The organism is Blastococcus tunisiensis (genome assembly GCF_900112815.1).
Lineage (GTDB): Bacteria > Actinomycetota > Actinomycetes > Mycobacteriales > Geodermatophilaceae > Blastococcus_B > Blastococcus_B tunisiensis.
This window is the reverse complement of sequence record NZ_FOND01000006.1, coordinates 206,334-226,157: the sequence shown is the minus strand read 5'-3', so window position 1 is coordinate 226,157 and position 19,824 is coordinate 206,334. Positions and strand designations below refer to the sequence as shown.

The window sequence follows — 19,824 nt, the reverse complement described above, 5'->3', positions numbered from 1 at the left end:
TCGGCCTGTTCGTGCCGGGTCAGGCGGAGTGCGCCATCGAGCGGCCGGACGGCACCGGCCGGCGCAGGGCGGCGACCTCGCCGAGCGCCCAGGTGGCGACGATCGCCACCACGAAGAGGGCCAGGAGGGCCTCGCTGGTCTCGGCCACCAGGGCCGCGATGCCGAGACCCAGGGCGACGATCCCGGTCCCGAGCGCGGCCCGGTGCGCCGGATCCGGGGCGAGGACCGCCCGGCCGGCGACCGCGGCGGCGGCCAGCCCGAGGATCAGCCCGACGGCGGCCATGCCTCGCGGATCCTGGACGAAGGGCATCTCACCCCACGCGAGATAGCCCAGGTACGGCAGCACGATCGCCGCCACCAGCAGCGTCGCGACGATGTTCCTCGCGGTCAGTCTCATGGCCGTGCTCCTTCGCTCGGTGAGGTCGTTCCGGACACGGCCGAGCCTTCCGGATCCGAGCCGCTGCGGGACCGGGCCCGAGGTCCTCCCGGTGCGGGCCGGAGGGCGTGTGCCACGGAGGTCCGACGGCGGGCCGTGGACTCCTCCCGGGGCGAGGCCTCGCGGACCCGTCGACCGCCTAGGGTCGCGCGATGAGCGATCTCGACATCGTCCTCGACGGCCGCACGGTGCGGGTGCGCGACGCCGGCGACCGCGGCGGGTCCCCGATCGTCTACTTCCACGGGACGCCGGGGTCGCGCCGCGACGTCGTCTTCGGGGACGAGGTGGCGTCGGAACTGGGCGTCCGCGTGGTGAGCGTCGACCGGCCGGGCTACGGCGGATCGGATCTGGCGCCGTTCAGCCTCCGCAGCGTGGCGCGTGACGCCGGGGCGATCGCCGACCGGCTGGGGCTCGGACGGTTCGCCGCACTGGGCTGGTCCGGCGGCGGGCCCTTCGCCCTGGCCTCCGCGGCCGTGCTGGGCGAGCGGGTCACCGGCGTCGGCGTGGCCGGGGGAACGGCACCGTTCCAGCTGCGGCCCGGCGCGATGGCGGCGTTCACCGACGACGACCGCCGGGCGCTGTCGTTCCTCCCCGGTGACCCCGCCCGCGCGGCCGAGCAGTTCCGCGTCGGCAACGAGGAGATGCTGCAGCTCATGGTGTCGGTCCGGGACGACGAGCAGGCGCCGTGGATCGACTGGCTGTGGGGAACCAGCGATCCCGACGTGGTCTCCGACCCGCTGCTGCGACGCACCCTCTTCTCCGTGCTGCACGAAGGGCTGCGTCAGGGCCCCATGGGCGTGGCCTGGGACAACGTCGCCTGGACCGGCCCGTGGGACGTCGAGCTGGCGGACGTCCGGTGCCCGGTGGAGCTCTGGTACGGGGAGAAGGACGAGATGGTGCCGCCGGCCGACGGGGAGTGGCTCCGTGACCACCTGCCCGATGCGCGGCTGGTCACGTACGCGGGCGAGGGTCACCTGGTACCGATGCGGCACTGGGCGGAGATCGTGGGGTCCCTGTCGGCCTAGTACCGCGACGGGCAACCTTCGCCTGCAGGCGCCCACGCCCAGGAACATCGTGCGCAAGTCGGCAGCTTCCCTGCCGGGAACTGCTGACCAGCGCACATTGTTCGGCCGCGGCAGACGCGTCCCGCAGGGGCGAACGTTGGCAGCCGGGGCACTGGTCCTAGTCGGGCCGTCGGTGGCGCAGCGGCACCTCGAGGGTGCCCCGCGGATCGAGCCGGAACTCCTTGTCGCGGACCCGTACCGGTAGGACGGTCGCACGGGTCGCGGTCCCGCCGACGGTCAGCGTCTGGTGGTCGATCACCACCTCGATCTCGGTGTGCCGGCGGTAGCGCAGACGGAACCGCATCCGCCGCAGCGCATCGGGCAGGAAGGGGTCGAACCCGAGCAGGTCCTCCCGGGTCTCCAGACCGGTGAACCCTCGCTCCAGCAGGTCCACGGTGCCCGCCATGGCGCCCAGGTGGACGCCCTCGCCCGTGGTCCCGCCCTGCACGTCGGCGATGTCGCTCTCGAGCGCCTCCAGGAAGTAGTCCCAGGCCCGGCGCCGGTCCGCCCGGGCGAGCACCCAGGAGTGCACCACCTTCGACAGCGTCGACCCGTGGCTGGTGCGCTCGAGGTAGTACGCGATCGTCCGCGGGATGGTCCGCCGGTCGTGCCGGTAGCCGAGCCGGTCCAGGAGCGCGTACAGCTCGTCGGCGGTGAGCAGCTGGAAGAGCATGAGGACGTCGGCCTGCTTGGACAGCTTGTACCGGTTGGTCGAGTCGCCCTCGGCCTCCAGGATCCGGTCGAGCCGGCTGATGTCCCCGTACCGCGCCCGGTAGCCGGCCCAGTCGAACTCCGCCAGCTCGTCGTAGCCGCGGAACTGGAGCAGCACGCCGTCGTCGGTCCAGCACAGCCGGAGCTTCCGGCTGACGTGCTGCCATCTCTCGAGGTCCGCGCGGCGGATGTCGAGCGTGTCGAGCAGCTCGTGCCGTCGTCCCGGCGGGAGGACCTCGAGGCACTCCAGCGCCCGGCTCAGCGCCCAGGCGGCCATCACGTTGGTGTAGGCGTTGTCGTCCAGCCCCGGCTCGTCGCGGGACGGGAGGGCGTCGTGGTACTCGTCGGGCCCCATCACGCCGCAGATGTCGAACCGGTCGTCGACCGGGTCGTAGGTGGCCAGGTCGCCCCAGAACGCGGCGATCGACAGCAGCAGCTCGGCCCCGTGCTCGGTGAGGAAGTCGGTGTCGCCGGTGGCCTCGTAGTAGCGCCAGGTGTTGTAGGCGACGGCCAGGCCGATGTGCCGCTGGAGGTGGGAGTTGTCCGGGAGCCAGCGGCCCGACCGGGGGTTGAGGTGCAGGACCTGCGACTCCTCGCGTCCGGTCGACCCGCTCTGCCACGGGAACATGGCGCCCCGGTGACCGGCCGCGCGTGCGGCGGCGCGTGCCTGGGGAAGCCGTCGCCACCGGTACAGCAGCATGGACCGGGCGACCTCCGGCAGCCGCAGGTGCAGGAACGGCAGCACGAACATCTCGTCCCAGAACACGTGCCCCCGGTAGGCCTCGCCGTGCAGGCCGCGGGCCGGGATCCCGGCGTCGAGGTCGACGCTGTGCGGCGAGACGGTCTGCAGCAGGTGGAACACGTGCAGCCGCAGGACCAGTGACGCGCGCGCCGGTCCCTCGATCTCGACGTCGCAGCGGAACCACAGGTGGTCCCAGGCGAGTTCGTGGCGGGCCAGGACGTCGGCGAAGGTCCCGGCGCGGTCGAGCTCGTCGATCGCCGCCTCGCCGGGCTCCCCGACGCCGGGGTCGCGCGACGTCCAGAGGGAGACGAGCTTCTCCACGGTGGCGGGCCGGCCGGGCTCCATGGCGAGCGCCAGCTCGACGGCGGCGACGCCGGGCTCGTCGACCGGCACGGCGACCGCCGGCCGCGCCGTTCCCTCGACGAGCACCCGATGCTGGGCGGCCATCCCGATCCGGATCCTCGACTGCCGGGTCTCCGCCGTCAGGGTGAGGAGCTGGTCGTGCACGCACGGCTCGACCGCTGAGAGGTGCCGGCCGTCGAGGCCCCGGTACCGGGCCACGCCGTCGTTGGTGACCGTGCCGTCCAGGCCGGACCGGACGGTCAGCCGGCCCGACCAGTTCTCGGCGAGGACGGTGCAGTCCAGCGCCGCGAGGCACGGGTCGGACATGGAGACCAGCCGCCGCTGGGCGACCCTGGTCCGCCGCCCCTCGGGGTCCTCGATCCGGAAGCGGCGGGTCAGGACGCCCCGGCGCAGGTCGAGCTCCTGCACGTACCCGGTCACCGTGAGGGCGCAGAGGTCCAGCCAGGGGCCGTCCTCGACGCGGAAGGTCAGCGACTGCCAGTCGGGCAGGTTCACGATGCTCTCGTTCGAGATCCGGTGCCCGTCGACCTCGTCGGTCAGCCGGTCGAACACGCCGGCGACGTAGGTGCCGGGGTAGGAGCCGTCGCCCGCCCGCCGCTCGGGTGCCGCGGCGCGGGTGGCGAACCTGCCGTTGCCCAAGGCACACAGCGTCTCGCGGAGCGCCTCCGCCGCCGGGTCCCACCCCTCGTAGCGGAGCAGCCAGCCGTTCATCGGCCCCGGCCGCCGACCGCGCACCACCGCGCACTCCGGTCCGGCCCGACGTGCATGGCGGCTCCCGTCCCCATCGACCGGGTCAGCCTGCCCGGGGGCCCGGGGAGCGGGCCAGGGAGACGGTCCTCCTCTCCCGGGGACGTAGGTCCCTGCGCGCGGGGCACGGACCTTGGACCCCGGTCTTCCGGCCGACCGGCCGTGCCCCCGGCCGGCCCCGTGCCGTGGACTGGCCTCCTACGACGAAACCCCCGACGATCCCGACGACGACACGGAGACGCTCATGAAGGCACTGGTCTACTACGGTCCGGGCAAGCGCGCCTGGGAGGACGTCCCGGACCCCGAGGTCATCGATCCGGAGGACGCCGTCGTCCGGGTCGACGCGTTCACCATCTGCGGCACCGACCTGCACATCCTGCGCGGCGACGTCCCCGAGGTGCAGCCGGGCCGGGTGCTCGGCCACGAGGCCGTCGGGACGGTGACCTCCGTGGGCGCCGGCGTCCGCACCGTGCGGGCGGGGGACCGGGTGCTCATGTCGTGCATCAGCTCCTGCGGCCGCTGCCGGTTCTGCCGGGAGGGCCGCTACGGCCAGTGCCTGGGCGGCGGCGGCTGGCAGCTCGGGCACCTGATCGACGGCGTCCAGGCCGACGCCGTGCGCATCCCCTTCGCCGACGGCTCGGTGCACGTGCTGCCCGACGGCGTCTCCGACGAGGCGGCGCTCATGCTCGCCGACATCCTGCCCACCTCCTACGAGGTCGGCGCCCTCAACGGCGGCGTGCGTCCTGGCGACACCGTCGTCATCGTCGGTGCGGGTCCGATCGGTCTCGCGGCCGTCCTGTCCGTCGGCCTGTACAGCCCCCTGCAGACGATCGTCGTCGACCCGGTGGAGAGCCGGCGCGCCGCGGCCACCGCCTTCGGCGCCGACCGGGTGCTGTCGCCGGACGACGACGTGGCCGCGGTGGTCCGGGAGCTGACCGGTGGACTCGGGGCCGACGTGGCCATCGAGGCGGTGGGCATCCCGGCCACTTTCGACATGGCCGTCGACGTGGTCCGCCCCGGCGGACGGGTCGCGAACGTGGGCGTGCACGGCAAGCCGACGACGCTGCACCTCGAGGACCTCTGGATCAAGGACGTCACCATCACGACCGGGCTCGTCGACACGACGTCCACGCCGATGCTGCTGTCGATGCTGCAGGCCGGGCGCCTCGACGTGAGCCGGATGGTCACCCACCGCTTCGGTTTCGACGAGGTGCCGCAGGCCTACGACCTGTTCGACGACCCGGTGGGCTCGGGCGCGTTGAAGGTCGCCGTCCTCCGCGGGTGAGCGAGGGATCCCTCAGCGTCCTGCGCCGACCCGCAGGGCGTTGAGGGTCACCATCCGGTCGGCGTCCTCGCCCCAGTCGACCGCCTCCCCGCCCCAGCCCTGCCCGGTCGGTGGGCGCCACCACCGGCGGGCGGCGCGCCAGGTGCCGTCCGCCCTCCGCCGGCCGGTGAGCAGGGCGCGTGCCCGGTCGGTGCGCGGGTCGTCGCCGAACCCGGCCCGGTGCAGGACGAGCAGCGCCTGGAGCACGTCGTAGTGCCAGTACGGCGGGTAGTGCGGGAGGCCGAAGGACGGGTGGATCAGGCGGCCGGTGCCGCGCGACCACAGCAGCTCGTGGCGGAGCAGCAGCTCCGCCGCCGGCCCCACCGCCGCCCCCGCTGCCCGGTCTCCCGTGGCAGCGGCGAACTCGTGCAGCCCCCACAGCGCCGGAAGGGTCTCGTGGAAGGACGAGTGCGTGGCCTCCGGCCGGGGGTCGCAGTTCCACCCGCCGTCGGGCCACTGCCAGGCCACCAGCCGTTCGGCCAGCGTGGCCACCCGGGGGTCGTCGCCGAGACCCAACCGGCAGGCCACCGCGACGGCGTTGCCCTCCTGCGACGCGCACCGGCGCGCCCGGCCGGCGACGACCGGCACCGCCGCCAGGCGACGGGGCTCGGCCCAGTGGCCGAGGAGCCGTTCGCCGGCGGTGACCCCCTCCGGATGCCCCGGCGGCAGGCCGAGCTCGACCAGCGAGACCAGGCGCCAGTGGGCGCCGGTCCACTTGGCGTAGGGGCGACTCGAGGCGGCGGGTTCCAGGATCCCCTCGAGCAGGCCGGTGACCAGGGGACCGGTGAGCGCCGCGCCGGCGGGGACCACCGCGCCCAGGACGTCGCGGCGGCAGAGCGCGCGGACGGCCGGATCGCCGGCGCACAGCCATTCCACGGGTCCCCCGTCCGGGGGCGCCGACGCCCGGGAACAGGGTCGGTCGCGGTCAGCCACGGGGTCGTGGTGCGTCCCCGGACCCGGTGCGCGGAGCGGTCCGTCGCGTCCGGCGGGAGTCCTGCGGCGCCCGGGTGCGGGTGCGCGCCCCGGCGAGGGTGACCAGCTCCGCCATCCCGTCCTCGATGCCCTGCGCGAGCACCTCCACGTCGGCGGCCCCGTCGTAGTCACCGGTGATGCCCACGGTGAGGCTGCCGCAGTAGCTGAAGATGGCCACCCCCAGGCGCAGCCGCGAGGCGATCGGGACGTAGGGGATGATCTCCACCAGCCGGCGGCCCAGGGCGTAGAGCGGCTCCCGGGGGCCCGGCACGTTGGTCGTCACGGTGACGATGGACCGCTGGGGCAGGTGGGCGGCCAGCCGGACCGAGGCGGCGACCGCGGCGAACGGCCCGTACCGCGCCAGCTCCACCACCGCCGCGCCCGCCTCCGCCTCGTGCTCGGCCTTGAGGCGCGCCACCTCCTGGCGGACGGCGGCCAGGCGTTCCTCGGGATCGGCGAGGTGCACCGGCAGCTCGGCCAGGAGCAGCGACACCTGGTTGTCCCGTACGTCCTCCGTCCCGGGCGCGCGGACCGACACCGGGATGAGCGTCCGGACCGCGTGCGCCGTGGGGAGCTCGCCGCGCTCCAGGAGGAGGCGGCGCAGGCCCGCGGTGACGGCGGCCAGTGCCACGTCGTTGAACGTGCCGCCCAGGACGGAGCGGACGGTTCCGACGTCGGCCACCGACGCGCGGGCGAAGGCGAACCGGCGCTCCGCGGAGGGGGGACCCGACAGCGTCGACCGCGTGGCCGGCACGAGGGCCGTGGCGAGGGCGCCCAGGCCGCTGACGGTGTGCCACGCCTGCCGGCCCAGGGCAGCCGGCGACCGTGCCGCGCCGGCCAGGGCTCGAAGGGCGGTGACCGGCAGCCGGGCCGCGTCGAGCGCCGCCGCGGCGGTGAGCCGCAGATCGGAGGGCTCCGGCGCCGGCCGCCACTCGTCGGTGACGGGAGGCCGTGGTTCGGGGGTCGCGTCGAGGACGACGCGGTACAGGTCGGTCCCCGACACGCCGTCGACCATGCAGTGGTGCACCTTGGACACCAGCGCCCAGCGGTCGTCGGACAGCCCCTCCACCAGCCAGTACTCCCACAGGGGGCGGTTGCGGTCGAGCCGGGCCGACATGAGCCGGCCCATCAGCAGCGCCAGCTCCCGGTCACCTCCCGGGGCGGGCAGTGCCGTGCGGCGCAGGTGGTAGTCCAGGTCGAAGGCGCCGCCGTCCACCCAGACCGGCGGACCGAGGTCGAACGGCACCTCTCGGGCCTTCTGCCGGTACCGCGGGATCAGTGGCAGGCGTCCGGTCAGCACGGCCCGGAACTCGGCCGTCGTGGGTGCCGGTCCCTCGAAGACCGCGATGGAGGCGATCGCCAGGGAGGCACCCGGCTCCTCGTCCTCCGCCTGGAGGAAGGCGGCGTCCAGCGGGCTCATCCGGTCCACGCCGGTCACAGCTCCCGCTTGAGGATCTTGCCGGTGGCGTTCATGGGCAGGTGTTCGCGAAACTCCACCGAGCGCGGGTACTTGTAGGAGGCGACCCGCTCCCGGACGTAGCCGACGAGCTCGGCCTCGGTCACGGTGCGGCCGGGCCGCAACGCGACCACGGCCTTGACCTCCTGGCCCAGCCGGTCGTCGGGGATCCCGACGACGGCGGCCTCGGCGACCGCGGGATGGGTGTAGAGGACGTCCTCCACCTCGCGGGGGTAGACGTTCTCGCCGCCGCGGATGATCAGGTCCTTCTTCCGGTCCACGACGAAGAAGAAGCCGTCCCGGTCGACGTAGCCCAGGTCGCCGGTGTGGAACCAGCCGCCGGCCATCGCCTCACGGGTCGCCGCCGGGTTGCCGTGGTAGCCCCGCATGACGTTGACCCCGCGCACCACCAGCTCGCCCACGTGCTCCGGGCCCGGCGGCAGCACCTCACCGTCGGCATCCCACACCTGCACCTCCACGCCGTAGATCGGCTTGCCGACGCTGTAGATCCGGCGCTCCTCCGCGCTCACGTTGAACGTCGTCGTGGACGCCGTCTCCGACAGGCCGTAGCCCTCCAGGACGACGATGCCGAAGGTGCGCTCGACCTCGTCGATGACCTCCGCGGGGATCGGCGCACCACCGGAGACGCCGACCCGGAGCGAGGAGGTGTCGTGGCGGTCGCGGTCGGGGTGGTTGAGCAGCGCGATGTACATCGTCGGCACGCCCTCGAAGACGGTCACCCGGTCGCGCGCGATCACCTCGAGGACCTTCGCCGGATCGAAGCGCGGCACCAGGGACATCGTCGCGGCGAACCGGACGCAGACGTCCAGGATGCTCGACAGCCCGAACACGTGGAAGAGCGGGAGGACGACGAGCACGACGTCCTCGTCCCGGATGCCGAACAGCCGGCCGGGGGTGTCGGCGTTCATGAACAGCTGGAAGTGGGTCAGCTCGGCCCCCTTGGGCCGGCCGGTCGTGCCGGCGGTGTAGACGATGACGGCGGTGTCGCCGGGGTCGGACTGGTGCAGCGGCGGCGGGCCGATGACGGCGGTCTCGAGCAGCTGGCCGAACGCGTGTCCCACGCCCGGGCGAGGCGTGCCCGGGATCGGCAGGACGAAGACCTCCGACACCCCGGCGTCGGCCGCGCCCTTGGCCGCCTCCTCGGCGACCCCGGCCCAGGTGATGAGCAGCCGGGCCCCGGAGTCGGCCAGGACGTAGCCGACCTCGGCCGCCTTGAACAGCAGGTTGACGGGGACTGCGACGCAGCCGGCCTTGAGGATGCCGAAGTAGGCGACCACGAACTCCGGCACGTTGGGCAGCTGCAGGGCCACCGCGTCCCCGGGCCGGAGCCCCCGGCCGACCAGTCCGGCCGCGACGCGGTCGGAGGCGGTGTCCAGCTCGACGTAGCTCACGCTGCCGCCGTCGAACAGGACGGCGGCCTTCTCGGGATGGGTGTTCGCCGACTCGCGCAGCATCATCGCCAGGTTCAGGGACACGTGACCTCCTCGGTCGGACCGGTGCACGGCCCACTGTCGGCGGCGGCACCCGGCGACGCGGCGGCCGGAAGGCCGCTCCGGAAGGGACCTCCGTCCCGCCGGGTGAGCGGTGGACGTAGGACCGGGACGCGCAGGTCCTTGGTCCCTGCCCATCAGGGGCGCTCGCCGTCGACCGTGAGCGGCCAGACCGCGTCGACCGGTGCGGGTCGCCGCGTGCCCTCACCGCCGGCCGGAGGACGGAGAAACCGCAGATGGAGGAGGCAGGCCCGGCCGGGCCCAGGACGCCGACCCGCGTGCTGCTGGCGGACGGCTCCCCGGCGCTGCTGTACCGGCTCGGCCCGAGCGACCTGCCCGACTGCCTCGACCTGCACGACAGGCTGTCGGACCGGGACCGCTATCTCCGGTTCAGCACGCTGCACCCGGCGGACCTGCGCGGCTACCTGGAGCGGACGCTCGGCGGGGCCCACGGCGCCGTCTCGCTCGGTGCCCGGGTGCGCGACCGGCTCGTCGGCGCGGTCCAGTTCGTGCCCGTGGAGGCCGACGTCGCCGAGGTGGCCGCGGTGGTCGACTCCGCGTGGCACTCCCACGGTGTGGGCACGGTCCTGCTCGAGGAGCTGGCGGCCGTGGCGGTCGGTGCGGGCATCCAGCGGCTCGTCGCGGACGTGCTCGCCGAGAACGGGCCGATGACGCGCGTGCTGTCCGACCTCGGCCTGCCCGTGGAGTTCTCCCGCCAGGGGCCGGAGGCACGCATCGAGGTCATGCTGCACGGCGACGAGCGCTACGCGGCGGCCAGCGAGGACCGGCACCGCAGGGCCGCCGCGGCCAGCCTGCGGCCGATCCTCCGGCCGGCCACGGTCGCGGTCGTGGGCGCCGGCCGGGGCGAGGGCTCCGTCGGCCGCGCGGTGCTGCGCAGCCTCCGGGAGGCCGGGTTCGAGGGGGCGGTGGTCGCGGTGAACCCCCACGCGGGGCAGCTCGAGGGCACGCCGTGCTGGCCGTCGATCGCCGCCGTGCCGTGCACGGTCGACCTCGCGGTCGTGACCGTGCCGGCCACCGCGGTCGCCGCCGTCCTCCAGGAGTGCGGGGAGCACGGCGTCCGGGCGGTCGTGCTCATCACGTCCGGGCTCGGCGACGTCCCGGGACTGACCGGGGAGGTCCGGACGCTGGCCGACCGCTACGCGATGCGCGTCGTGGGTCCCAACACGGTGGGCGTCGTCGGGCCGGGGGACGGCGGCCGGCTGGACACCACGTTCACCGACCAGCTGGCCCCGGCCGGCGACATCGGGCTGGTGGCCCAGTCCGGCGGCATCGCCATCGCCACCGTCAGCGAGTGGCGCCGCCTGGGCATGGGGCTGTCGGCCATGGTGGCCATCGGCGACGCGCTGGACGTCGGGGCCCGCGACGTCCTGGCCTGGTTCGACGAGGACCCCGGCACCGCGCTCGTCGTCCTCTACGCCGAGTCCGAGCCGGACCTCCGCGGCCTGATCCGCACCGCGACGCACCTGTCGGCCAGGGTGCCGGTGCTCGCGCTGCCGGCGGGGACCTCGTCGGCGGGGCAGCGGGCCGCCGCGTCGCACACGGCGCGCGCGGCGACCCCGCGGGCGCTCCGGGAGGCGGCCTACGCCTCCGGTGGCATCCAGGTCCTGCCGGACCTCCCCAGCATGGCCACCGCGATCGGGCTGCTCCAGGGCCAGCCCTTGCCCGAGGGGCCGTCCGTCGCCGTCCTGACCAACGTCGGCGGGGGAGGGGTGCTGGCCGCGGACGCCTGCACCGCAGCCGGCCTCACGGTCGACCCGCTGTCCGCGGGCCTCCAGGCCCGGCTGCGCGCCGTGCTGCCGCCGCTGGCGAGCGTGGGCAACCCCGTCGACGCCGGTGCGGCGGTGGGCGCGGACGCCTTCGCCGCGGCCCTCGGCTGCCTGCTGGACAGCCCCGAGGTGGGCGCCGTCCTCACCGTCACCGCCCCGACCGCGGTGAGCGATCCCGCCGTCGGTGTCCCGGCCGCGGCCGCGGCGGCCGCCGTGCGGGGGACGGCGACGGCGCTGATCGACGTGCAACTGGTCCGGCCGACCACGGTGGAGCGGATCGAGCTCGCCGGTGCGCCGCCCGGCCGGTTCCTCGTGTCGGTGAACGAGCCGGGGCTGGCCGCCCGTGCCCTCGGCGTCGCGGTGCGGCGGCGGGCGTGGCTGTCCCGGCGCCCCGGACCGCCGACCGTCCCGGAGGACATCGACATCCACCGCGCGCACCAGGTGGTCGCCGCTGCGCGGACCCGCCTGCCGTCCGGCGGCTGGCTGCTGCCGCTGGAGGTGGATGCGCTCTGCCGCGCGGCGGGCATCCCGGCGGTGCCGATCACCTGGGTCACCACCGCGGAGGAGGCGATCGCCGCGGTCCGGCGGACGCGCGGACCGGTCGCGCTCAAGGGGGTGGTGGACGGCGTCGTGCACAAGGGGGACGCCGGGCTGCTCCGGCTGCCGGTCACCGACGCGGGAGAGGCGGGCCGGACGGTCGCCGAGTGGGCCGGCCGGGCCGGACCGCGGTGGGTCGGGGCCGTCGTCCAGCCCCTGGTGGCGCCCGGGGACGAGCTCCTGGTCGGCGCCGTCCGCGACCCCTCGGCGGGACCGGTCGTCGCCCTCGGCCCCGGGGGCCGGGCGACCGACGCACTCGGTCACCGGGTGCACCGGCTGGCGCCGCCCACGGACGCCGACGTGGACGACATGCTCGTCGCGACCGAGCTGTTCGGGACCGGCCACGGGCGATCGCTCGACCTGGCCGGCATCCGCGACTGCGTCCGGCGGGTGGCCTGGCTGGCCGACGCGCTGCCGGAGATCGTGGAGATCGACGTCAACCCGCTCGTCGTGACCCCGGAGAGCAGCGTCGCGCTGGACGTGCGGGTCAGGGTCGCGCCCCGCGACGGGTGAGCGCCGGGCGCCAGGGCAGGAGGCCCTCTGCCCGTCCCCGCCCGGGACCTCGTGCCCTGGGGCGCGGCGGAACGACCTCGACAGGCTGCCGGGGTGACGCCTGGCTCCGCTCCTCCCCGGTCCGGGCGGCAGGCCTCGCCCCGCTCCGCGACCGTCCTGCCGCACGCTCCGTGGATGCGGGCCCCCACCGAGGTGCTGGCCGAGCTCGGGGTCGATCCCGGCACCGGCCTCGACGACGCGACCGCGGCCGCCCGGCTGGCCGCCGACGGCCCGAACGAGGTGCAGACCCGCCGGCCGGTCCCGCTGCTGAGGTCGGTGCTCGGGCAGCTGACCGACACGCTGATCCTGGTGCTCCTCGGCGCCGCCGTCCTGACGGCGGTGATCGGCGACTTCATCGACTGCGCGGTGATCCTCCTGGTCGTCGTGGTCAACACCACGCTGGGCGTCGTCCAGGAGCGCAAGGCGCTGCGGGCGGTCCGGGGGCTGGACGCGCTGGTCGCGCCCAGCGCCCGGGTGCAGCGGCAGGGCCGGGACGTGTGGATCCCCACCCGCGACCTGGTCCGCGGCGACGTCCTGCGCCTGGCCGCCGGCGACGTGGTGGGCGCCGATGCCCGGCTCCTGCACGGCACCGGGCTGCAGGTCGACGAGGCACTCCTGACCGGTGAGTCCCTACCCGTCGAGCGCACGGCAGAGGCGGTCTCCCCGGAGGAGGGGCCGCTGGGCGACCGCGCGGGCATGGTGCACGCAGGCAGCCGGGTCGTGCGGGGGAGCGGCGAGGCCGTCGTCGTCGCGACCGGCGGGACCAGCGCCCTCGGGCGGGTGGCGGTGCTCGTCCAGGAGGAGGCGTCCCCGGACACGCCCCTGCAGCGGCGGCTCGACCGGCTGGGCCGCCAGATCGCGATCGGTGTCGCGCTGGCCTGCCTGGTGTTCGTCGCGTCCGGCCTGCTGCGCGGGCAGCCGTGGGGTACGACGGCCGTGGCGGCCGCGGCCCTCGCGGCCGCCGCGGTGCCGGACTCCCTGCCCGCCGTCGTCACGCTGGCACTGGCGGGCGGGGCGGCCCGGATGACCCGCCGGGGCGCCATCGCGCGGACGCTGCCGTCCGTGGAGACCCTGGGCTCGGTCACCCTGCTCGCCACGGACAAGACGGGCACGCTGACCCGCGGGGCCATGGTGGCCGACCGGGCCTGGACCCCGGCCGACGGCGACGTGCCTCTCGGCGGGCCGGTGCCCGCGGCGACCCGCGCTCTGCTCGAGGCCGCCGCGCTCTGCAACGACGCCGACCCGAGCGGGGCGGGCGAGGCCGGTGAGGCCGGTTCGGCCGACACCGAGACCTCGCTGGTGAGGGTCGCCCTGGCCGCGGGGATCGACGTCGCGGCGGTGCGCGCCGCGTGCCCACGGCTGCGCGAGGAGCCGTTCGACGCGCAGACCCGGCGGATGCGCACGGAGCACCGGACGCCGGCCGGACGCACGACGGCCGTCACCAAGGGGGCTCCGGAGGTCCTGCTGTCCGGCCTCGACGGAGCGGAGGAGGCGGATGCGGTGGCCGGGCGTTGGGCAGGCGAGGGCCGCCGGGTGCTGGCCGTCGCCCAGGACGGCCGCCTGTCCGGGCTGATCGCGCTGGACGATCCGGTCCGGCCGGAGGCCGCCGCTGCCATCGCCTCGTGCCACCGCGCCGGGATCCGCCCGGTCCTGGTGACCGGCGACCACGCGGGAACCGCGGAGGCGGTCGCGCGCGCCGTCGGCCTCGTCGACGACCGGCATCCGGTGGAGGCGAACGTGCTGGCCCGGGTGGAGCCGGAGGGCAAGCTCCGGCTGGTGCTCGGCTGGCAGGCCGAGGGGCACGTGGTGGCCATGACCGGGGACGGCGTGAACGACGCGCCGGCGCTGCGGGCCGCCGACATCGGGGTGGCGATGGGGCAGCGCGGCACCGAGGTGGCCAAGGAGGCCGCCGACCTGGTCCTCGCCGACGACAGCCTGGCCACCGTGACCGCGGCCATCGGCGAGGGCCGGCGGGTGTACGACAACGTGCGGCGCTTCGTCGGCTACGGCATCGCCGGCGGCGTCAGCGAGGTGCTCGTCATGTTGTTGGGACCGTTCTTCGGGCTGGCGCTCCCGCTGCTGCCCGCGCAGGTGCTGTGGGTCAACCTGCTCACGCACGGGCCGGTCGGCGTGGCGATGGGCGCCGAGCCCGCCGCTCCGGACGTGCTCACCCGGCCACCGCGCCGGCCCACCGACGGGGTGTTCGACCGTCCGCTCGTGTGGCAGGTGGCGGGTCTGGCCACGGCGATCGCGGTCGTCTGCCTGGGGGTGGCCGGGTGGTCCCGGTCGACGGACGGCCCGTGGCAGACGCAGCTGTTCGTCACGCTGACCGCCGCCCAGCTCGTCCTCGCGCTCGCCCTGCGGCCGCCGGGGGCGTGGCGCCGGGGGTTCTCCGACGGCGGGGGATGGCTGCCGGCCGCGGCGGTGGGCAACGTGCTGCTCCTGCTGGGTGGCGTCTACCTGCCCGGCCTCTCCGACCTGCTGCGCACGGACGCCCTGTCGGTGGCCGAGTTCGGCGTCGCCGTCACCGCCGCGCTGATCCCCTCCGGCCTGTACCTGCTCGTCCGGCGGCTGCACCGACGCTGACGGGACGGTGCGGGCAGTGCCTATCGCGGCGAGGCGTCGAGACGGTCGATCGTGTCGGTGACGGGGCGACGGCCGGTCGGCGGCACGGGTGTGGCGCTGATCGGCGCCCACCCCATCCGGAGCAGCAGCTGGGGAGATGCCGTCCCGCCGAGCACCGAGGACCGGAGCTCCGCGCGCGTGGCGGCCACCTCGAGGGGCTGGCTGACCGGATCGGTGGCCAGCCCGAAGCGGGTGGCCGCCAGCAGCACGGCGCTGAGCGCCTCACCGGCCCGGAGCTGGTCGAGCGGGTCGTCCCCTGCCGTGGACAGCAGCGCGAGGACCGTGCCGTCGGACTCGTGGCGCCCCAGCACGCTCTGCTCCTGGCCGCCGGCGGCGAAGTGCCGGACGGGGACGGTTCCCTCCGGTGCCGCGGGGACGTTGGCGGCGGGAACCCCCTCGCGGGCGCCACGGCTGCGGCCGGTCCACTCCGCCGTCTCCTCCGCCAGGTCCGGGGTGAGGGCCTGCTGGACGGCGGCGTGCTCGACGAGGCGGGCGACGGCGTACCGGTGCGAGTCGCGTTCCAGGACGTCCAGCCGGGCGCCCTGGCGGTCCGCGTCGTGCACGAGCACGTCGAGCATCTGGGACGGCACCGGCCAGGAGGAGAACATCCGCCGGTCGCTGCGCCGCGTCTCGATCGCCCGCGCGAGAGCCAGGTCGTCGGGGGAGGGAACGCCCGAGAGCACCTCCACCGCCGCGAGGTGGTCCGGGAGCGCCGGGTTGGGGAGGCGGTGGACGGTGGTCGCCAGGCCGGCTGCCAGGAGGGCGACGCGGAGGTGGTGCAGGGCCGCGCCGCAGCTGAGCCGCAGGTCCCGGCCCTCGGGATCGGTCGCCGGCAGGGCGCGGGAGGGGTCGGCGAACAGGTGGATCGACGCCGGCTCGATCCGCCACCGCCAGGGCTGGGAGTTGTGCACCGACGGCGCCCGGTTGGCCAGGGCGATCGCCGCGCGGGCAGTGGTGCGGTCCAGGGAAGCGGTCAGCACGGCGTCTCCTCGTGTCGCGTGGTCAGGTGCCGAGCATCCGGTCACCGGCCACGCCCGTGGAGTGGCCGAGGTCCCCGCCCGACGGGTCCGTCGGCCCTCCTCGCCATCCGGGGTGCACCGCATCCGCCACCGGACCATCAGCTCGGGGCGCGCTCCTGCCGGTCGCCGCGCCCGGCCAGGTCGGTGCCGATGTCGCGGGCCCAGGCGTCGATCGCCGGCCAGTCGCGGTGGTCGCCGTCCCGGCCGCCGATGAGCCGCCAGAAGAGGCGTCCCCAGAGGGCCAGCCCGGCCATCCGCACGACGCCCGCGAAGAGCCGGTGCTCCCTGTTCCGGAATTCCGGCGGGAATCCGCGCTCCACGCGGGCGACCTCCCCGGCGGCGAGGCGGCGGGTGAGGGGGCCGGCCGGCTGCACGCCGCCGACGCTGAAGAACCACGTCGGCACCGTGCTGCTCATCCGGTGCACGAAGTCGACGGCGGGCGGCAGCCAGGCCATGTCGTGGACGGCGCTGCCGAGCACGACCGCGTCGTAGCGGTCCGGTGCGAGGTCCGGCCCGACCGGACGGCAGTCCACCTCGCGGCCGGCGCCGCGCAGGCCGGTGGCGATCCGCTCGGCCACGCCGGCCGTGGAACCGTTCGCGGTGGCATAGCCGACCAGCACGCGGGTGGTCTCCTCCATGCGGCCGAGGGTGCCGTGGAGCACGGGGACGGGAGAGGGTCCGAGTACCCGGTCGAGAGGGCCGGACGTCGCCCGTGCGGGGCCTGGTGCGTGAGGCCGACCGGCCCGGCGGTTCGGGACCTTGGTCCTGCGGCGCGCGGATCGCCCACCACCTAGCCTGGCGCCGAGGGCCCCTCCCGGCGGCTCCGCACGGACGCCGCGACTCTGCGGCCACGACGCGCTGGACGGATCTCGGTGACCTCGGAGCAGCAGGACTCGATCACGGTGTTCCTCCTCGACGACCACGAGGTGGTACGCAGGGGAGTGGCCGACGTGCTCGAGAGCGACCCGTCGATCACCGTCATCGGCGAGGCCAAGAACGCCTCCGAGGCCCTCGCACGGGTGCCGGCCCTCCGTCCCGACGTGGCGGTGCTCGACGTCCGGCTGCCCGACGGGGACGGGGTGAGCGTCTGCCGCGAGCTCCGCTCCCGCATGCCCGACCTGAAGGTCATCATGCTGACCAGCTACAGCGACGACGAGGCGCTGTTCGAGGCGATCATGGCCGGCGCCTCCGGCTACCTGCTCAAGCAGATCCTGGGCACGGACCTGGTCTCCGCCGTCCGCACGGTCGCCGCGGGCGGGTCGCTGCTGGACCCGACGGCGACCACGGCCGTGCTGGAGCGCATGCGCCGGGCGGCGGAACCGGCGGGGCCGCTGGCCAAGCTGAGCGAGCAGGAGCGGACCGTGCTGGAGCTGATCGGCGAGGGGCTGACCAACCGCCAGATCGGCGAGCGGATGTTCCTGGCGGAGAAGACCGTCAAGAACTACGTCTCCCACCTGCTGGCCAAGCTCGGGCTGGAGCGGCGCACCCAGGCGGCCGTGCTCGCCACCGAGCTGCGCGGACCGGCCCCCGCCCCCCGTCGCGGCTGACACCGCCGAGCCCGGGTCAGCGCAGCGGCGCGTGCCAGCGCAGCCGGGTTCCCCCATCGGGCAGCGGCTCCACGGTCGCGTCCCCGCCCCGCCGGCGGGCGCGCTGCTCCAGGTTGCGCAGCCCGCTGCGGGCGGCCCGCTCGTCGATGCCCTGCCCGTCGTCGACCACCTCGACGACGACGTCGTCGGCCACGTCCAGGGTGACCGTCACGTGCCGGCCGCCGGAGTGCCGGGCCGCGTTGCTGACCGCCTCGCGGACGACCGCCTCCACGTCGGCGGCCAGCTCACCGGTGACCAGGCTGTCCACGGCGCCGGACATCCGGACCGTGGGCTGCAGGACGTCGCGGGCCGTCGCGGTCACGATGTCCAGGATGCGCCGGCGGAGGCTCTCCTCCCTCTCCACCGAGTCGGTGGTGTGCAGGTCGAAGATCGTCGTCCGGATGTCGCGCACGGTCTCGTCCAGCTGTCCCACGACCCCCTGCACCCGGTGCCGCACCTCCGCGTCGCTCACCCGGGGGAGCACCGACTGCAGGGCCAGGCCGGCGGCGAACACCCGCTGGATGACCAGGTCGTGCAGGTCCCGGGCGATGCGGTCGCGGTCCTCGTAGACGTCCAGCTGGCGGGCGAGGCGCTGACGCGCCGCGTTGTCCAGGGCTGCGGAGGCCTGGTCGGCGAAGGCGGCGATCAGCGGCGCCACGGTGTCGTCGAAGGGCTCGCCGCCCGCGTAGCGGGCCACGATCACGACGGCGTCCTCGGTGTGCGACATCCGCAGCGGGATGCCGAGGCAGTGCCCCCAGGCGATGTGGTCGTTCACGCCCTCGTAGGGCAGCCCGCTGAGGTCGACCGCCACCACCTCCTCAGCGGCCTCCAGGGCCTCGAGCACGGGGCTCCCGGTGGCCGCGAGCCGCGTACCGGTCAGGTCGTGGAGGTCTGCACCCAGGTGCGCGACGACGGTGTAGCAGGCGTCCTCGGGGTCCGGGCCGAGGGCCAGCAGGGTGGCGTCAGCGCCGGTGAGGGTGGCCACCTGGTCCGCGATCAACCGGAGAGCCTCGTCCGGTGAGGCTGTTCCGAGGAGAGCCGCCCGGACGTCGGAGACCGCCGTCAGCCACCGGCGCCGTTCCTCGCCCTCCTCGTACAGGCGGGCGTTGTCGATCGCGATCCCGGCCGCCCCGGCCAGCGCGGTGAGCACGGCCTCGTCCTCGGCGGTGAACTCCCCGTGCCGCTTCTCGGTCATGTAAAGGTTGCCGAATACCTCACCACGCACCAGGACGGGGACCCCGAGGAAGCTGTGCATCGCCGGGTGACCCGGCGGGAAACCGACGGACGACGGGTGCCGGCCGAGGTCCGGGATGCGCAACGGGTACGGCTCGGTGATCAGCTGCCCGAGCACCCCCTTGCCCTCGGGGAGCGACCCGAGCCGCCGCGCGGTCTCCTCGTCGATGCCGACGTGGATGAAGGCGGCGAGCCCGCTGCCGCCCCGTGCGAGCACCCCCAGGGCGCCGTACCGGGCGTCCACCAGATCGGCCGCCGCGGTGACGATCCGGCGGAGGGTGGTGTCCAGGTCGAGACCGGTCGAGACGCTCAGGAAGGCGTCGAGCAGGTTCTGCACCCGCGACTGGGTGCGGGCGACGACGGAGAGCCGGTCCTGCACCTCGTCGAGCAGCTCGGTCAGTCGCATGCCCGACAGCGCCGTCGCCGCGCTCGTCGGGGTCTCCGTCCTCTCCCGACCACGAGACGTCATGCCGGGTCACCCCCTCGGATCCGGAGCCTGTCACGTACCGCTCGCCAAGGGTAGGGAGGCGCCGCTCCGACGGGGGAGTCCTCGCTCACCCGTCGATCGGGCCGCCGACATCGACGGCCATGCCGGCACCGCCGTCGGCGTCCGTCGGCCGGCGGTTCGGGATGTCGACGCGCGTGGGGCTGCTGGGCAGGCCGGCCGGATCGCCCAGCCGCCACCCGCGCAGGAGACCCAGCTGCACCACGATCGAGCGTCCCGGCCCGGGCGCGCCCGGGCCCCCCTGCCGCCCCCCACGCGGGCCATCGGGAACCACGTGCGCCGGGCCGACGACCGTCACGCCCCAGCCGGTTCGGGTCAGGTCGTCGTAGGAGTCGACGGCGAAGGCCACCACCGAACGGCGGACGGCGTCGAGCACCCGATTCCCCTCCCGTGCGGGGATGCGGATGCAGTCGTCCACCACGGAGAACGGGACGGGGAGGATCGCCGGCAGCGCCGCGTCGGTGAAGCCGAGTCGCCCCACACGGACGGTGCCGAGGAGCCGGCGGCACTCGGCGTCGCCGAGGACCTCGAGGAACCGGTCCTCGTCGTTCGTCGACACACGGGCTCCTGGGCTGGGTGGGGACGGTCCTGTGT

14 protein-coding genes are annotated in these 19,824 nt (G+C 75.2%); 5 read left to right on the top strand and 9 right to left on the bottom strand.

Features of this window, described 5'->3' with window-relative positions; genetic code table 11:
• Positions 1 to 19 precede the first annotated feature (19 nt).
• The gene (locus tag BM142_RS10215; protein ID WP_092197005.1) at positions 20 to 397 is read right to left on the bottom strand and encodes a hypothetical protein; all 378 of its coding nucleotides are present in this window, start codon (positions 395 to 397) and stop codon (positions 20 to 22) included.
• A 191-nt stretch (positions 398 to 588) separates the two neighbouring features.
• On the opposite strand from BM142_RS10215, the gene BM142_RS10210 reads away from it, so the two are divergent.
• Positions 589 to 1,461 (top strand): alpha/beta fold hydrolase, encoded by an 873-nt coding sequence (locus BM142_RS10210; RefSeq protein WP_092197002.1) that lies wholly within the window; start codon positions 589 to 591, stop codon positions 1,459 to 1,461.
• Positions 1,462 to 1,618: 157 nt separating this feature from the next.
• Here the strand turns inward: BM142_RS10210 and BM142_RS10205 are convergent, their stop codons facing one another.
• A complete protein-coding gene (locus BM142_RS10205; protein ID WP_217640661.1) occupies positions 1,619 to 4,054 on the bottom strand; it encodes a glycoside hydrolase family 65 protein in 2,436 nt (811 codons plus the stop codon).
• A gap of 253 nt (positions 4,055 to 4,307) precedes the next feature.
• On the opposite strand from BM142_RS10205, the gene BM142_RS10200 reads away from it, so the two are divergent.
• Positions 4,308 to 5,348 carry a zinc-binding dehydrogenase gene (locus BM142_RS10200; protein ID WP_092197148.1) on the top strand — a complete coding sequence of 347 codons (1,041 nt, stop codon included), beginning with the start codon at positions 4,308 to 4,310 and terminating at the stop codon, positions 5,346 to 5,348.
• A 12-nt stretch (positions 5,349 to 5,360) separates the two neighbouring features.
• Here the strand turns inward: BM142_RS10200 and BM142_RS10195 are convergent, their stop codons facing one another.
• From BM142_RS10195 to BM142_RS10185, 3 genes are read right to left on the bottom strand one after another with little or no spacing between them, the layout of a single operon-like run.
• Positions 5,361 to 6,263, bottom strand: a complete 903-nt coding sequence (locus BM142_RS10195) for a hypothetical protein (RefSeq protein WP_092196996.1) — start codon at positions 6,261 to 6,263, stop codon at positions 5,361 to 5,363.
• A 49-nt stretch (positions 6,264 to 6,312) separates the two neighbouring features.
• Positions 6,313 to 7,779, bottom strand: coding sequence for a WS/DGAT/MGAT family O-acyltransferase (locus tag BM142_RS10190; protein ID WP_254790751.1), 1,467 nt, complete (start codon positions 7,777 to 7,779; stop codon positions 6,313 to 6,315).
• A 14-nt stretch (positions 7,780 to 7,793) separates the two neighbouring features.
• Positions 7,794 to 9,311: a long-chain-fatty-acid--CoA ligase gene (locus tag BM142_RS10185; protein WP_092196991.1), complete on the bottom strand. Its 1,518-nt coding sequence runs from the start codon at positions 9,309 to 9,311 to the stop codon at positions 7,794 to 7,796.
• A 251-nt stretch (positions 9,312 to 9,562) separates the two neighbouring features.
• On the opposite strand from BM142_RS10185, the gene BM142_RS10180 reads away from it, so the two are divergent.
• Positions 9,563 to 12,223: a GNAT family N-acetyltransferase gene (locus BM142_RS10180; protein WP_092196988.1), complete on the top strand. Its 2,661-nt coding sequence runs from the start codon at positions 9,563 to 9,565 to the stop codon at positions 12,221 to 12,223.
• Between the two features lie 174 nt (positions 12,224 to 12,397).
• The gene (locus BM142_RS10175) at positions 12,398 to 14,848 is read left to right on the top strand and encodes a cation-translocating P-type ATPase (protein ID WP_092196985.1); all 2,451 of its coding nucleotides are present in this window, start codon (positions 12,398 to 12,400) and stop codon (positions 14,846 to 14,848) included.
• Positions 14,849 to 14,868: 20 nt separating this feature from the next.
• Here the strand turns inward: BM142_RS10175 and BM142_RS10170 are convergent, their stop codons facing one another.
• A complete protein-coding gene (locus tag BM142_RS10170) occupies positions 14,869 to 15,867 on the bottom strand; it encodes an Acg family FMN-binding oxidoreductase (protein WP_092196982.1) in 999 nt (332 codons plus the stop codon).
• Positions 15,868 to 16,004: 137 nt separating this feature from the next.
• Positions 16,005 to 16,544, bottom strand: a complete 540-nt coding sequence (locus BM142_RS10165) for a flavodoxin domain-containing protein (protein WP_092197141.1) — start codon at positions 16,542 to 16,544, stop codon at positions 16,005 to 16,007.
• 234 nt (positions 16,545 to 16,778) lie between these two features.
• On the opposite strand from BM142_RS10165, the gene BM142_RS10160 reads away from it, so the two are divergent.
• Positions 16,779 to 17,453, top strand: coding sequence for a response regulator (locus BM142_RS10160; protein WP_092196979.1), 675 nt, complete (start codon positions 16,779 to 16,781; stop codon positions 17,451 to 17,453).
• 16 nt (positions 17,454 to 17,469) lie between these two features.
• On the opposite strand, the gene BM142_RS10155 is transcribed toward BM142_RS10160, so the two are convergent.
• Both BM142_RS10155 and BM142_RS10150 read right to left on the bottom strand, forming a co-directional pair.
• Positions 17,470 to 19,194, bottom strand: coding sequence for a GAF domain-containing sensor histidine kinase (locus tag BM142_RS10155; protein ID WP_092196976.1), 1,725 nt, complete (start codon positions 19,192 to 19,194; stop codon positions 17,470 to 17,472).
• Between the two features lie 85 nt (positions 19,195 to 19,279).
• The gene (locus BM142_RS10150; protein ID WP_175527207.1) at positions 19,280 to 19,789 is read right to left on the bottom strand and encodes a pyridoxamine 5'-phosphate oxidase family protein; all 510 of its coding nucleotides are present in this window, start codon (positions 19,787 to 19,789) and stop codon (positions 19,280 to 19,282) included.
• Positions 19,790 to 19,824 lie beyond the last annotated feature (35 nt).

What these genes read in the sequence shown, in the direction of transcription:
- BM142_RS10215 (WP_092197005.1), bottom strand. Translation starts at nt 397, where the DNA reads ATGAGACTGACCGCGAGGAACATCGTCGCGACGCTGCTGGTGGCGGCG.
- BM142_RS10210 (WP_092197002.1), top strand. Translation starts at nt 589, where the DNA reads ATGAGCGATCTCGACATCGTCCTCGACGGCCGCACGGTGCGGGTGCGC.
- BM142_RS10200 (WP_092197148.1), top strand. Translation starts at nt 4,308, where the DNA reads ATGAAGGCACTGGTCTACTACGGTCCGGGCAAGCGCGCCTGGGAGGAC.
- BM142_RS10190 (WP_254790751.1), bottom strand. Translation starts at nt 7,779, where the DNA reads ATGAGCCCGCTGGACGCCGCCTTCCTCCAGGCGGAGGACGAGGAGCCG.
- BM142_RS10180 (WP_092196988.1), top strand. Translation starts at nt 9,563, where the DNA reads ATGGAGGAGGCAGGCCCGGCCGGGCCCAGGACGCCGACCCGCGTGCTG.
- BM142_RS10175 (WP_092196985.1), top strand. Translation starts at nt 12,398, where the DNA reads ATGCGGGCCCCCACCGAGGTGCTGGCCGAGCTCGGGGTCGATCCCGGC.
- BM142_RS10165 (WP_092197141.1), bottom strand. Translation starts at nt 16,544, where the DNA reads ATGGAGGAGACCACCCGCGTGCTGGTCGGCTATGCCACCGCGAACGGT.
- BM142_RS10155 (WP_092196976.1), bottom strand. Translation starts at nt 19,194, where the DNA reads ATGACGTCTCGTGGTCGGGAGAGGACGGAGACCCCGACGAGCGCGGCG.